Annotated in this window: 15 protein-coding genes and 1 riboswitch; of the genes, 9 read left to right on the top strand and 6 right to left on the bottom strand. The window is 32.0% G+C overall.

Annotation, left to right across the window (positions count from 1 at the left end):
- The 3 genes from B4I81_RS02685 to B4I81_RS02675 form a co-directional block, all read left to right on the top strand.
- Positions 1-1,149: phytoene desaturase family protein (locus B4I81_RS02685; protein WP_291107138.1), on the top strand; the 1,149-nt coding region annotated here is incomplete at its 5' end.
- Between the two features lies 1 nt (position 1,150).
- Positions 1,151-1,990 (top strand): phytoene/squalene synthase family protein, encoded by an 840-nt coding sequence (locus B4I81_RS02680; RefSeq protein ID WP_291107135.1) that lies wholly within the window; start codon positions 1,151-1,153, stop codon positions 1,988-1,990.
- 87 nt (positions 1,991-2,077) lie between these two features.
- On the top strand, positions 2,078-2,521 hold the full coding sequence (locus B4I81_RS02675) for a sterol desaturase family protein (RefSeq protein ID WP_291107132.1): 444 nt from the start codon (positions 2,078-2,080) through the stop codon (positions 2,519-2,521).
- Positions 2,522-2,546: 25 nt separating this feature from the next.
- On the opposite strand, the gene B4I81_RS02670 is transcribed toward B4I81_RS02675, so the two are convergent.
- The 5 genes from B4I81_RS02670 to B4I81_RS02650 form a co-directional block, all read right to left on the bottom strand.
- Positions 2,547-3,080, bottom strand: a complete 534-nt coding sequence (locus tag B4I81_RS02670) for a DUF4252 domain-containing protein (RefSeq protein WP_291107129.1) — start codon at positions 3,078-3,080, stop codon at positions 2,547-2,549.
- A gap of 3 nt (positions 3,081-3,083) precedes the next feature.
- Positions 3,084-3,611: a DUF4252 domain-containing protein gene (locus B4I81_RS02665; RefSeq protein ID WP_291107126.1), complete on the bottom strand. Its 528-nt coding sequence runs from the start codon at positions 3,609-3,611 to the stop codon at positions 3,084-3,086.
- An 8-nt stretch (positions 3,612-3,619) separates the two neighbouring features.
- Complete coding sequence (locus B4I81_RS02660) at positions 3,620-4,063, bottom strand: hypothetical protein (RefSeq protein ID WP_291107123.1); 444 nt, start codon at positions 4,061-4,063, stop codon at positions 3,620-3,622.
- The gene (locus B4I81_RS02655) at positions 4,044-4,559 is read right to left on the bottom strand and encodes an RNA polymerase sigma factor (protein WP_291107120.1); all 516 of its coding nucleotides are present in this window, start codon (positions 4,557-4,559) and stop codon (positions 4,044-4,046) included. Before B4I81_RS02655 ends, B4I81_RS02660 begins: the two co-directional genes overlap by 20 nt.
- A gap of 114 nt (positions 4,560-4,673) precedes the next feature.
- Positions 4,674-6,611: a TonB-dependent receptor plug domain-containing protein gene (locus B4I81_RS02650; protein WP_291107117.1), complete on the bottom strand. Its 1,938-nt coding sequence runs from the start codon at positions 6,609-6,611 to the stop codon at positions 4,674-4,676.
- An 81-nt stretch (positions 6,612-6,692) separates the two neighbouring features.
- A riboswitch (cobalamin riboswitch) is annotated at positions 6,693-7,025 on the bottom strand.
- A gap of 69 nt (positions 7,026-7,094) precedes the next feature.
- Between B4I81_RS02650 and B4I81_RS02645 the strand changes: the two genes are divergently transcribed.
- From B4I81_RS02645 to B4I81_RS02620, 6 genes are all read left to right on the top strand, one after another.
- Positions 7,095-7,592 carry an energy transducer TonB gene (locus B4I81_RS02645; protein WP_291107114.1) on the top strand — a complete coding sequence of 166 codons (498 nt, stop codon included), beginning with the start codon at positions 7,095-7,097 and terminating at the stop codon, positions 7,590-7,592.
- 270 nt (positions 7,593-7,862) lie between these two features.
- Positions 7,863-8,993 (top strand): ABC transporter substrate-binding protein, encoded by a 1,131-nt coding sequence (locus B4I81_RS02640; RefSeq protein WP_291107111.1) that lies wholly within the window; start codon positions 7,863-7,865, stop codon positions 8,991-8,993.
- A gap of 125 nt (positions 8,994-9,118) precedes the next feature.
- On the top strand, positions 9,119-10,144 hold the full coding sequence (locus tag B4I81_RS02635; protein ID WP_291107108.1) for a FecCD family ABC transporter permease: 1,026 nt from the start codon (positions 9,119-9,121) through the stop codon (positions 10,142-10,144).
- A 139-nt stretch (positions 10,145-10,283) separates the two neighbouring features.
- Positions 10,284-10,694: a GxxExxY protein gene (locus B4I81_RS02630; protein WP_291107104.1), complete on the top strand. Its 411-nt coding sequence runs from the start codon at positions 10,284-10,286 to the stop codon at positions 10,692-10,694.
- Between the two features lie 174 nt (positions 10,695-10,868).
- Complete coding sequence (locus tag B4I81_RS02625) at positions 10,869-11,654, top strand: ABC transporter ATP-binding protein (protein WP_291107101.1); 786 nt, start codon at positions 10,869-10,871, stop codon at positions 11,652-11,654.
- A 70-nt stretch (positions 11,655-11,724) separates the two neighbouring features.
- Positions 11,725-12,486 (top strand): dienelactone hydrolase family protein, encoded by a 762-nt coding sequence (locus B4I81_RS02620; protein WP_291107098.1) that lies wholly within the window; start codon positions 11,725-11,727, stop codon positions 12,484-12,486.
- Between the two features lie 59 nt (positions 12,487-12,545).
- On the opposite strand, the gene B4I81_RS02615 is transcribed toward B4I81_RS02620, so the two are convergent.
- Positions 12,546-12,961, bottom strand: a 416-nt coding sequence (locus B4I81_RS02615; protein ID WP_291107096.1) for a pseudouridine synthase, incomplete at its 5' end; no start/stop codon positions are given.

Below are 12,961 nucleotides of genomic sequence, written 5' to 3'. Positions count from 1 at the left end.
CCAGAAATTGTAAAAACTTTTGAATCTATTGAGAAAGGTAGCGGAAAACAATTAGAGCAATTTATGGCGGAAGCTAAAAGCAATTATGATATTGCTATTAAAGATTTGGTATATCGTCCAGGAGAATCTCCTTTGGAATTGATTACTTTAGAAACAGCTAAAAAAGTGAATCAATTTTTCAGTAACATTAAAAAAGATGTTCGAAAACGATTCAAGAATATGAAATTGGTTCAAATTTTAGAGTTTCCCGTGTTATTTTTAGGAGCAAAACCAAGCGATACACCTTCTTTTTACAACTTTATGAACTTTGCCGACTTTGGTTTGGGAACTTGGCATCCAAAGAATGGAATGTACTCGGTTATTTTAGCTATGGAAACACTGGCTAAAGAATTAGGAGTCAAAATCGAAACCAATGCGAATGTGCAAAAAATTGAAGTAAGCGCAGGAAAAGCTACAGGATTACTTGTAAATAATAAAATTGTAATTGCCGATGTGATTCTTAGTGGTGCTGATTATCATCATTCAGAAACATTATTAGATAAAAAATATCGCCAATACTCAGAAGTTTATTGGGAAAACAAAACATTTGCACCTTCTTCTCTCCTATTTTATGTTGGGTTTGATAAAAAAATTGAAAACGTAGAACATCATTCATTATTTTTTGATGTTGATTTTGATATACATGCTGAAGCTATTTACGATAATCCAAAATGGCCAGAAGAACCTTTATTTTACGCAAGTTTTCCATCAAAAACAGATGAAAATTCAGCTCCAAAAGGAAATGAAGCAGGCATTTTTTTAATTCCTTTAGCACCAGGACTAGAGGACACAAATGAGCTAAGAGAATTGTACTTTGAAAAAATAATAACTCGATTAGAACAGCTAACTAATCAAAGTGTAAAAAATAATATTATCTTTAAAGAATCATTTTGTGTAAAAGATTTTGTTAAAGAGTATAATTCGTACAAAGGGAATGCATACGGTATGGCAAATACCTTACTGCAAACCGCTTTTTTAAGACCTAAATTGAAAAGTAAAAAAGTGCAAAATTTGTATTTTACTGGACAATTAACCGTACCAGGACCAGGAGTACCTCCGTCCTTAATTTCAGGAAAATTAGTTGCCGATTTAATAAAAAAGTATCAATAGTATGAAGTCCATTTTTGATAACGTTTCATTTGATTGTAGCGTAAAAGTTACGAAAGCGTACAGCACATCATTTTCATCTGCTGTAAAAATGTTGGCTCCTAGTATCCGACAAGACATCTATAACATTTATGGTTTTGTTCGCTTTGCGGATGAAATTGTAGATACTTTTCACGATTACGATAAAGAAGCCTTGTTTTCTCAGTTTGAAAATGAATTAAGTTTAGCGCTATCTCAAAGAATTAGCTTAAATCCAATTTTAAATTCATTTCAACATACTGTGAATAAATATAATATTCCACAGGAAATGATTGATGCTTTTATGAAAAGCATGAAACTTGATTTAAGCAAAAGTGAATACAAAACAACAGAAGAATATCAAGAATATATTTATGGTTCAGCTGATGTTGTGGGATTAATGTGCTTGAAAGTTTTCGTAAACGGAAATGATGAAAAGTACAATCAATTAAAAGATTCGGCTATGCGTTTAGGTTCGGCTTTTCAAAAAGTGAATTTCTTACGCGATTTAAAAGCTGATTTTGAAGAATTAAGTAGAACTTATTTCCCAAATACCGATTTGAATCAATTAGATGAAAAATCGAAACAAGAAATCATTGCTGATATTGAAAGTGATTTTGAAGCGGCTTATGAAGGAATCAAAAACTTACCTTTAGAAGCTAAATTTGGCGTTTATACGGCGTACAGATATTATAAAAAATTATTGAAAAAACTTCAAAAAACACCTTCTTTAGAAATCAAAAATACGCGTATACGAGTTTCTGATTATCAAAAAGTAGAATTATTGGCGAGATGTTACGTTAAATACAGATTGAATATTATTTGATGGGCGATGGATGTTAGATGATGGATGTTAGATTTACTTTGAACTTGTTCTTGACTTTGAAAATTAATTATTAAAATTTAAAATATTATGTGGTTACACGTTTTGGTTTTTTTTACCACTTTTTGCTTTATGGAATTTATGGCTTGGTTTAGTCATAAATATATTATGCACGGATTTTTATGGAGTTTACATGCCGATCATCACAAGAAAGATCACGATTCATGGTTTGAACGTAATGATGCTTTCTTTATTTTTTATGCTGTGGTGAGTATTGGTTGTTTTTTATTATGGCAGCACAATATCTTAGAAATAGGATTGGCCATTGGGTTAGGAATTTTCGCTTACGGATTAGCTTATTTCTTAGTTCATGACATTTTTATTCACCAACGATTTAAGTTGTTTAGAAACGCTAATAATCGCTATGCAAGAGCCGTTAGAAGAGCTCACAAAATGCATCACAAACACATAGGAAAAGAAGACGGAGAATGTTTCGGAATGTTGATTGTTCCTTTAAAATACTTCAAAAACTAAAAAATCCCGCAGTTGCGGGATTTTTTTATTTCATAAGTTGTTGTAAAGGTTTCAATTGCTCCATATCTACTTGTGATTTTTGGAGTAAACTTAACATATTTATTATGTGTGTTGGATTCATATCGTTTCCTAAAACTCGAACAACTGCAAAACCATTTTCTTTCTTTCCTGCTAAAACTACAAACTCTTCAATGTGTTCGTCATCACTTCCAACGAAATAGATAGCGGCACCATCGTTTCCAGAACCAGCTTTCATTAATTGTTGATAGCTTTCGTCTTTCAAAATAGCTTTCACTTCTTTGATTTCTTTGTCATATCCGGCAATATCAGTTGAATCAGCTCTGAAAGCTAAAATATTCATTTTTTCAAACGATTCTAATGCCGCTTTTTCTGTTTCAGATAATGCAACTTTATCCGTTTTAATGATATTGGAAGCTAAGTCTAATGCGATAAACTTAGGAGATTCTGTATTTTTTACAAAATACTTTTGAAGTGTGGGTTTGTCTTCACAACTCCAAAGTAAAATCACACTTGAAACAAATAATAGAAACTTTTTCATGATTTACTTTTTTGAAGCTTTTTTCAAATCATCACCACCAGGCAAATTCATTTTTTCGGTTAACATAGAAATTTCATCTAAGCTAAAGTTTCCAGTTAATGATAAAACCACTGTTCCTGCATCTTTAATATTAGAACCTTCAACGAACATTAAAAGTTCTTTTACAATGTCTGATGTTGCTCCAGATTTCACATAAATTTTTACATTTTTACCATCGCCATTCACACGCATTAATTCTTCTAATGGATTCGATTTTAAGTAACTATTTACAGTCGCTTTCATATCGGCACTAATTTTTGCGTTACTTGTGGTGAATACTTTCAAATTATCTAATTTTCTAAGTAAATTCATGTATTGTTGCATTTCTTTATCTTTTGCATCCACTTTAACTTTACTCATCATTTCAAACATCTTCTTATTAACAATAACAGATGCTACACCTTCTTTATCTTCAAATTTATCAAAAGCGCCTTGTGCAAAAGAAACTGTTGATGCCATTAAAAATGCTATAACTACTACTAAATTTTTCATTTTTCTTATTATTTAAAAATTGTTTTTTTTGTTTTTTCGTATTCTTCTAAATATACAACACTTTCCATGCCAATGTTAACTTGTTCTGAAACCATCAACAAAGCTTTTTGTGTGGCGGCAAAGGCTTCTTCTGGATTATCATATGTTCCTAAATCTTCTTTCTTAGGTTCGGATGGATAAAAATAGAAGGTTGCCAATCCAAAAAGCACTACAAAACTTGCTGCAATACCTATCCATTTTACAGTATTTTGTTTTCTAGGTTGTAATGGAAGTTTTTGCTCGAATTGCGTTTCTTTTTGTGTTTCAAAATAACCAAATAGTGATTGATATTTTGCCAAATGTGGCGCCACATCGTTGGAAGAAAAATAGGCCTTTAATTGTTTTTCTTCTGCTATTGTAGTTTCTCCTTGAAAGTATTTTTCCAATAATTGTTCAACTAACTTGAGTTCCATAATTATGTGTTTTTTCAATTTGTTCTCTTATGGTTTTTCGTGCTCTTGATAAAGCTACTCGAACCGCTGTTTCATTCATTTCTAATACTTGAGCAATTTCCGAAAATTCGTATTCTTCAATTTCTCTTAGTTGTAAGATCAATCGTTGTTGTTCAGGTAAATCGTTCATTAACTTTTCGGCCCATTGCAACGTATTTTGATGCTCTATTTGCGTTTCAACACTCGCTTGCTTGTCTTGATAATTACTATGCACAATTTGCAAATTAGTAGCTCTTTTGCTTTTCAATTGGTCCAAACAATAATTTTTGGTCATCGTCATAGCTAAAGCTTCTACACTATTGTACTGTTCTAAAGCACTATTTTTATTCCACAATCTTACCAACACTTCCTGAGTAGCATCTTCTGCTTCTTCGGTACTTACGAGCATTCGCTTCGCTAAACGAAATAACTTATCCTTAAAAGGAGTAATTATTTGTACAAACTCGTTTTGGTTCATAGTAATTGGTTGGTTTATAATGAAGACGAATGTAATTTAATTTTGTTACAAATAAAAAAAAGGTTCTGATAAAAAAATATCAAAACCTTTTAAAATCAAATAATTAAACTTTAGTTAAAACATGAAATTCAAACCTAATTTATAATTTCTTCCTCTTGTATTATAACCAATTACTTCTTGGAAATCTTCGTTTAAAATATTGGTTACAGTTCCAAAAATATGCAAACGCTTTGGTAATAATTCATATGAAATATTCGAATTAACCAACTGATAAGCAGCTAAATTAACAGCCTGTGTTGCCCAAATATTCGAATCGTAATAGGCATCGCTTCTTTTATCTACATATTGATAATTGATTCCGAATGCTCCTCTTTTAAATTTGTAATTCAAATCGATATTTGCTTTGTGCTTTGGAATTAATCGGTTTAATTGCTCTTCCACTTGAGTAAAAGTATAATTTCCACCAATATTGAAACGTTCTGATAAGGCATAACGAACGCTTGTTTCTACTCCTTTTGCATTGTAAGTTCCGTCGATGTTGATATAATTTGAAGCAAACGTTATTGGATTAGTAAAAAATCCAAACGTATTTTCTTCTTCTCTATAAAAACCGACTGCATTTATCGTTAATTTTTTATCTAACAATTGCGATTCAAAACCAAATTCTGCCGTAGCATTTTCTTCTGGTGTTAAGTTTAAATTTCCGTAAGGACCGTATAATTGGTATAAACTTGGCGTGATGAAAGCCGTACTGTAAGAAGCTAAAACTTTCAATGGTAAATTTTCAAATGAATAACTTGGATTGAAGTTATATACTATTTGATTTCCGTATTCGCTATGGGTGTTGAAACGAGCTCCTGCATTGACATTCAAACCAAAATCGGAATTAAAAACCAAAGTAGCATACGGATCTAACAAATTGAACTTCGCTCTTTCTCTTGCCACATCAGTGTAGGCGTCTTTTTGTGTCATATCGAAATATTGATATTGCGCACCTAAAACTAAATATACTTGCTTACTAAAGTTGTATTTATTGAAAGCATCAATCGAAGCACTTCTTCCTGAATAATTGTAATTATCAATCGTTCCCGACCACGAATTTGAAATATTTAAAACTCTATCAATTGTAGAAGCACCAGCATTAATAGCAAATTCCCCTTTATTGTATTTATATTTTGGTAAAAATCCAATTCTGAACTGTTCCGAAAAACTATTGTTGTTCAAATCGTCAGAATTCGCAATAATACCATCAAACGAATTATCAAATGTATTTTTGATTCGGTCATAATTCCCGAAAAACTCAAAACTTAATTTATCATTCGCTTTGAAACCAATTTTCTGCAACACATTCACTCTCGAAAACGTATCTTCTTCGAAATTTTCTCCAGCGGCTTCTGACATTCCTTTGGTTTCCGTGCTGTTTAAAGTGGTCATGTAGGAAACTTTATTAATCGTTCCGTTTACTGATAATCCTTGATTGAAATCTTGTGCACTCGTTTTTGAAGTATTTGAAGTATTTTGCGTTCCCATATTGATGTACGCATTACCTGAAATCTCTTTTTTTGCTGATTTTTTCAGAGTAATATTGATAACTCCGGTTGCCGCTCCAGTTCCGTATAACGTACTCGAAGCGCCTTTCATTACTTCAATTTTCTCGATTTGTTCTACTAGAATTAAACGCAAATCATATTCAATGTTAATTCCTGAAGCATCAGAAACTGGAACACCATCAATATAAATAGCCACTTGACGATTACGTCCACCACGAATGTAATAGCCTAAATTTTTCCCATTAAACGATTGATTTCCATTGATTTCCACTCCAGCAACTTGACTCAAAACGTTAGCCAAATTTTGACCTTTTTTAGCTTCTAGGTCTTGTGCAGTAATCACTTCAATAATTTTACCTGATTTTTCTTTGCTTTGCGCAAATTTAGTGTCCGAAATAACAACTTCTTTTAAGTTGTTCACTTTTAGCGTATCTGAATCTTGAGCATACGCAAAAGCAGTAGCTAGTGTAAATACACTTAAGCCAATAAACTTTTTGTTCATTTTAGGGTTAATAAAAATTTTAATAAATCTGGGAGAAAAGCACAGAATTTACCCATACTCAAACTTTTTTTCCCGAAAGTTTGTTACTCAACGAATGTGGCAGGTCTCCTGGCTTGCGTCTTGTTATCAACCTTCCCATCGAAAGTTAGAAATTAGAAATTAGAAGTTAGAAATTTTCTAAATTCAGAATTCTTAATTCTAAATTAACAACAGTGGTAATGTAGAAAATAACAAGCTTAATAGCTTACAGTTGCGGGTACAGCTCAAGATTTTTGATTTTAGATTGATGATTTTAGATTTCAGAAAAACTTCAAAAATCTTAAATCCTTAATCAATAGTCATCAATCACTTGATTCCCTTTTAATGTTGTTTTGAAAAAAATCAGAAACAACAACCAAAATTCGGGTGCAAAGGTATAATATTTTTCAAAAATTGCAATTTAATTTTATACCTTTGAATTTCACTTTTTTAAATTCATTCAGAATGAAATTTTTAGCTTTAATCATATTTAGTTTTACATTTTCACAAGCTCAAAAAATTGAAGTGCGAGAAATAAAAATTTCCGATCCCGAAACTGTTTTGGTTCAAGAAGCTGGCGATCCATATCCAACTGAAGATATGTCAATTCCTTTTGCAGTAGTTGAACAAGTACCGCTTTTTAATTCATGTGAAAAAATCGAAAAAACCTTGCAAAGAGATTGTTTTCAAGAAGAAATGAAAAAACACATTGAAAAACACTTGAAATATCCGAAAGAAGCAAAAGAAAGTAAAATTGAAACTCGTGTTATCGTTACATTTGAAATTGAAAAAGATGGAAAATTAACCAATATTCGAGTTAGAGGAAAAAAATCAGAATATCAATCACTTTTTGAAGAAGAAGCAAAACGAATAATAAACAAATTACCTGATTTTATTCCTGCAACTCAAAGAGGTCAAGTTGTTAAAGTTGCTTATGCAATTCCAATTAATTTTAAATTATAACCTACTTCTTCTTATTCATCTTACGCCACAACCAAATAAAGCCAATTACAAAGTGGGCTAAAATTATTGTTGCTACAGCATAAAGGAAAGCGTTAGAATCTGTTCTCATGTTTTTTATGACAAATTTAGTGGTTTTGGTAATTTCTTTCTGTCTTATTTGTTACACAAAGTTACACGAAGTTTTTCACAAAGTATCACAAATAAAATCCTTTTTAATCTTTATAATCTGTGGCAAAAAAATAAAAAACTACTTTTGCAAAAAACAATTTCATGCGCTATTATTTCTTTTTAATCGTTTTATTTTTTGGTTTTACCCAATGTAAAAAATCAGAAAACGTTGCAAATCAAAGTACTTCTGTTCGAAACAGCATTGAATATGCAGAAGGATTTTCTATTGAAAAATACAATGGTTTTTCGGTTATAAAAGTTTCGAATGCGTATCCTGAAGCTAAAGATGATTACACCTATGTTCTTCATAAAAAAGGCGTTCAAATTCCAGATAGTTTACAACAATTTACTTCGATTGAAGTGCCAATTAAGAAAATAATTGTAACCTCAACAACGCATATTCCAGCTTTAGAATCTTTAGGGGTAGAAAATACTTTAATTGGTTTTCCAACCACAGAATACATTTCATCTGAAAAAACAAGAGCTTTAATCGATGCTGGAAAAGTGCGCGATTTAGGTTCCAATCAAGGTTTAAACACCGAAGTAATTTTAGACATTCAACCTGATGTAATTGTTGGTTTTAGTGTAGATGGCGATTTGAAAACCTACAAAAACTTAGAAAAGAATGGTCAGAAAATCATATTCAACGGCGATTGGACCGAAAAAACGCCTTTAGGAAAAGCCGAATGGATTAAGTTCTTTGGTGCATTATATGATTTAGACGAAAAAGCAACCGAGATTTTCAATTCGATAGAGAAAGAATACAATTCCGTATTAGTTTTAGCGAAAAAGGCTAAAACCCAACCTACCATTTTTGCTGGTGCTATCTACGAAGACCAATGGTTTTTACCACAAGGCGATAGTTGGGCAGCCTATTTTTTAAAAGAAGCCAACGGAAATTATTTATGGAAAGATTCCAAAGGAACCGGAAGCTTAGCTTTATCGTTCGAAAGCGTTTTGGACAAGGCAAAAGAAGCTGATTTTTGGATTGGGCCAGGACAATTTGGTTCGATTCAACAAATTTTGGATAATAATCCAAATTACATTCACTTCAAAGCGGTTAAAAACAAAAATGTGTATTCTTTTAGTACCAAAAAAGGAAAAACAGGTGGTGTTATTTATTACGAATTAGCACAAAATCGTCCTGATTTGGTTTTGAAAGATATCGTAAAAATTTTACATCCTGAAGTGTTGCCGGATTATGAGCTGTTCTTTTTTGAGAAGTTGAAATAATTTTTGCTCGCAAAGACGCTAAGTCGCTAAGTTTTTTTGTGAAACTTTGTGAAAACTTCGTGTAACTTTGTGCTATTCAACTAAAATAGATTCTAAAAACGTAATTTAGCCAAAAAAATCAACTGATGCCAATAACCAAAAAACAAAATCTTCTTTTCATCCTCTTGCTCATGGCAATGGTATTTTTGTTTTTGGTTGATATTAGTTTGGGTTCGGTTTCTATTCCTTTGAAAGAAGTCGTTAACGGACTTTTTTTACAAGAAATGAGTAAGGAAAGTTGGGAAATTATTCTATGGAATTTCCGTTTTCCAAAAGCCATAACCGCAATTTTAGTTGGAATTGGACTTTCAATGAGCGGCTTGTTGATGCAAACGTTGTTTCGAAATCCATTAGCGGGACCTTATGTTTTAGGATTGAGTTCTGGTGCGAGTTTGGGAGTGGCGTTTGTCATTTTAGGAACAGGATTTTTACCCACCTTTATCTCATCCTTCTTTTTATCAAATTACGGATTAATTCTAGCTTCAAGTTTAGGAAGTTTATTAGTTTTTATGGCCGTTTTATTGGTATCGAAAAAACTAAAAGACACCATGGCAATTCTTATTGTAGGACTGATGTTTGGAAGTTTTACAAGTGCTATTGTTTCGGTGCTTTCCTATTTTACTACTGCTGAAAAATTACAGAAATTCACCTTTTGGTCCATGGGAAGTATTTCGAATTTATCATGGAATGAAATTTCGCTTTTATCCGTCTTTGTTATCATTGGAATAGGAATTAGTTTTATGGTTATCAAACCTTTGAATGCTTTATTATTGGGTGAAAAATATGCGCAAAGTATCGGAATCAATTATAAAAAAACGCGTTTTTTAATCATTATTGCCACCAGTATTTTAGCAGGAAGCATCACTGCTTTTGCCGGTCCAATTGCTTTTATAGGATTGGCAGTTCCGCATATGGCGAAATTGTTATTTCAAACGAGTAATCATTTTGTGTTGTTTTGGAGTACGCTGTTACTTGGCGCTATTGTCATGTTGTGTTGCGATACAATTGCGCAAGTTCCAGGAAATGATATTACACTTCCAATAAACGCTATAACTTCTGTAATTGGAGCACCAGTTGTGATTTGGTTGTTAGTGAGAAAGAAACGTTTTTAGATTAAAACTTAGATAAGATAAAACCACATAGAAACACAGGTTTATTGTTTTTGAGACATACATAGAAAACTAGTTTTTTTATCATAGAGAAAAATGAAATAATATTAATCTATGTTTCTATTTGGTAAATAAAAAAAATATGACGCAGAAATATTTAGACGAACTCACATTTAATGTTATTGGAGCTGCTATTGAAGTACATAAAAACATGGGGAGTGGATTGTTAGAAAGTGTTTACCAACAATGTATGATTGAGGAATTAACCAACAGAAATATAAATTTTGTTTCCGAATTTAAAGTTCCTGTTGTTTACAAAGGAAAAGAACTAGATATTGAATTTCGTTGTGATTTATTCGTAGAAAATTGTTTAGTAGTTGAATTGAAATCAGTTTCAGAAATAAAACCAATTCATGACGCTCAAGTTTTAAATTATATGAACTTATTAAAAGTCCCAAAAGGAATTATAATTAACTTTAATTGTTTCAATATTTTCAGAGAAGGTCAAAAAACATTTGTAAACGAGTATTTCAAAAAGTTAGAAAAAAAATAAAACTATACAAAACTTTAGTTTCTAAACAAAACTCAAAAAAATCTATGTTTCTATGTGGTAAAACCTATTTCAAAAAATTAGAAAAAGAATAAACCTATGCAAAACTTTAGTTTCTAAACAAAACTCAAAAAAAACTATGTTTCTATGTGGTAAACTCTATTTTTGTATTTCACAATGACCAAACAAAATTTCACCATACAAACTCAAAATCTTTCGATTGGCTACAAGTCAAAATCGGAAACGATTACTATTGCTCAAAATATCAATCTTGGTTTGGAAAAAGGCAAATTAATCGCATTAATTGGTGAAAACGGAATTGGAAAATCTACCTTATTAAAAACAATAACTGGAATTATTCCACCATTATCAGGTGAAATTACTTTACTAAATAAATCGCTTCAAAGTTATAAACCACTTGATTTAGCACAAGAATTAAGCATCGTTCTAACCGAAAAATTACCGCCAAGTAACTTAACCGTTTACGAAATCATTGCTCTAGGTAGACAACCTTATACCAATTGGTTAGGTACTTTATCCGAAGAAGACAAAACGAAAATTGAAGAAGCGATTGTCTTAACAGAAATCCAACATTTGGTTCACAAAAAACATGATGAAATTAGCGATGGACAATTGCAAATTGCTTTGATTGCTCGCGCTTTGGCGCAAGATACTTCGATTATTATTTTAGACGAACCTACTACTCATTTAGATTTAGTTCACAAGGCAACTTTATTGAAATTGTTGCAAAAACTCACGCACGAAACTGGCAAAACCATCCTCTACTCTACACATGACATCGATTTAGCGATTCAAATGACTGATGAAATGATTGTGTTCACACCAACACAAATTGTACAAGACCAACCATGCAATTTAATACAAACTGGGATTTTTAATACGTTGTTTGATACCGAACATTTGACTTTTGATGCTACTATTGGGAAGTTCAAAATCAAATAATTTATCCCAATTTTACCTTTTGTTTAACTATTTCTGTTATCGATTTTCATAATTTTACTAAAAAAAAGTTATGAAGTACCTTTACATTACCTTACTCTTAGCAACAATGAATAGCTTTGGACAATTAGTAAAAGTAGATTACGCCGATGGTAATCAAAAATTAGAAGGATTTTTTGCTAAAGCACAAAAAGCTAATCCTAAAAAAGCAGGTGTTATAGTTCTTCCTGCTTGGATGGGAGTTGATGCTCACGCTAAAGAATCAGCTGAAAATTTATCTAAGTTAGGCTATCATGCTTTTGTAGCGGATATTTACGGCGTTGGAAACAATCCAAAAAACACGGGTGAAGCTGGAAAAAATGCTGGTTTCTACAAAAACAATCCTGCGGAATACCAAAAAAGAATTCAATTGGCGATTGACCAATTAGTAAAAGCGGGTGCCGATAAAAACCAAATTGCAGTTATTGGATATTGCTTTGGAGGAACAGGTGCTATCGAAGCGGCTCGTGGTAACTTAAATGTAAAAGGAGTAGTTTCATTTCATGGTGGTTTAGGAAAAGCTGCGAATAGTTCAACGAATGAAATTAAAGCAAAAGTTTTAGTGTTACATGGTGCGGATGATCCTTATGTTCCTGCAAAAGAAATTGAAGCCTTCCAAAACGAAATGAGAACTTCAAAAGCCGATTGGCAAATGATTTATTATGCAAATTCAGTTCATGCCTTTACACACAAAGATGCTGGAAGCGATAACAGCAAAGGCGCTGCTTACAACGAATTAGCCGATAAAAGAAGTTGGGAAGCGATGAAAACGTTTTTTATGGAGATTTTCAAATAATCATTATAATATATCAAAAACAGAAAACAGTTATTTCTCTTGAAATAGCTGTTATTTTTTTATACATCAAAACCACTCACTTCTAAAACTTCACCAGCTTTTAAATCATTCAAATGAATGTTTCCAACCCGAACTCGAACCAATCGTAATGTAGGAAAACCAACCGCTGATGTCATTTTTCTAACTTGACGAAATTTTCCTTCGGTTAAAGTTATCGAAACCCAAGACGTTGGACCGTGACGTTCATCTCGAATCTTTTTACCGCGTTCGCCTAAATTTGGTTCAGATTCTAATTTAAATGCTTTACACTTTTTGGTTTTGTATTTTTTTCCGTGTAAACCAATTTCGACACCGTTTCTTAATTGTTCTACAGCTTCTTCGGTAATGATTCCATCGACTTGGGCGTAATATTCTTTTTCTACTTTTTTGCTTCGGACAATTTCGCTCATCATGCCATCGGTAGTCAACAAAAGTA

The sequence above is a fragment of the Flavobacterium sp. UBA6195 genome, from assembly GCF_002422095.1.
In the GTDB taxonomy this organism is placed as follows: domain Bacteria; phylum Bacteroidota; class Bacteroidia; order Flavobacteriales; family Flavobacteriaceae; genus Flavobacterium.
This window is presented reverse-complemented; position numbering and strand designations above follow the sequence as displayed.

Bases quoted from the DNA above. Each gene is read 5' to 3' on its own strand.
- B4I81_RS02680 (WP_291107135.1), top strand. From the start codon at position 1,151: ATGAAGTCCATTTTTGATAACGTTTCATTTGATTGTAGCGTAAAAGTT.
- B4I81_RS02675 (WP_291107132.1), top strand. From the start codon at position 2,078: ATGTGGTTACACGTTTTGGTTTTTTTTACCACTTTTTGCTTTATGGAA.
- B4I81_RS02670 (WP_291107129.1), bottom strand. From the start codon at position 3,080: ATGAAAAAGTTTCTATTATTTGTTTCAAGTGTGATTTTACTTTGGAGT.
- B4I81_RS02665 (WP_291107126.1), bottom strand. From the start codon at position 3,611: ATGAAAAATTTAGTAGTAGTTATAGCATTTTTAATGGCATCAACAGTT.
- B4I81_RS02660 (WP_291107123.1), bottom strand. From the start codon at position 4,063: ATGGAACTCAAGTTAGTTGAACAATTATTGGAAAAATACTTTCAAGGA.
- B4I81_RS02655 (WP_291107120.1), bottom strand. From the start codon at position 4,559: ATGAACCAAAACGAGTTTGTACAAATAATTACTCCTTTTAAGGATAAG.
- B4I81_RS02650 (WP_291107117.1), bottom strand. From the start codon at position 6,611: ATGAACAAAAAGTTTATTGGCTTAAGTGTATTTACACTAGCTACTGCT.
- B4I81_RS02645 (WP_291107114.1), top strand. From the start codon at position 7,095: ATGAAATTTTTAGCTTTAATCATATTTAGTTTTACATTTTCACAAGCT.
- B4I81_RS02640 (WP_291107111.1), top strand. From the start codon at position 7,863: ATGCGCTATTATTTCTTTTTAATCGTTTTATTTTTTGGTTTTACCCAA.
- B4I81_RS02635 (WP_291107108.1), top strand. From the start codon at position 9,119: ATGCCAATAACCAAAAAACAAAATCTTCTTTTCATCCTCTTGCTCATG.
- B4I81_RS02630 (WP_291107104.1), top strand. From the start codon at position 10,284: ATGACGCAGAAATATTTAGACGAACTCACATTTAATGTTATTGGAGCT.
- B4I81_RS02625 (WP_291107101.1), top strand. From the start codon at position 10,869: ATGACCAAACAAAATTTCACCATACAAACTCAAAATCTTTCGATTGGC.
- B4I81_RS02620 (WP_291107098.1), top strand. From the start codon at position 11,725: ATGAAGTACCTTTACATTACCTTACTCTTAGCAACAATGAATAGCTTT.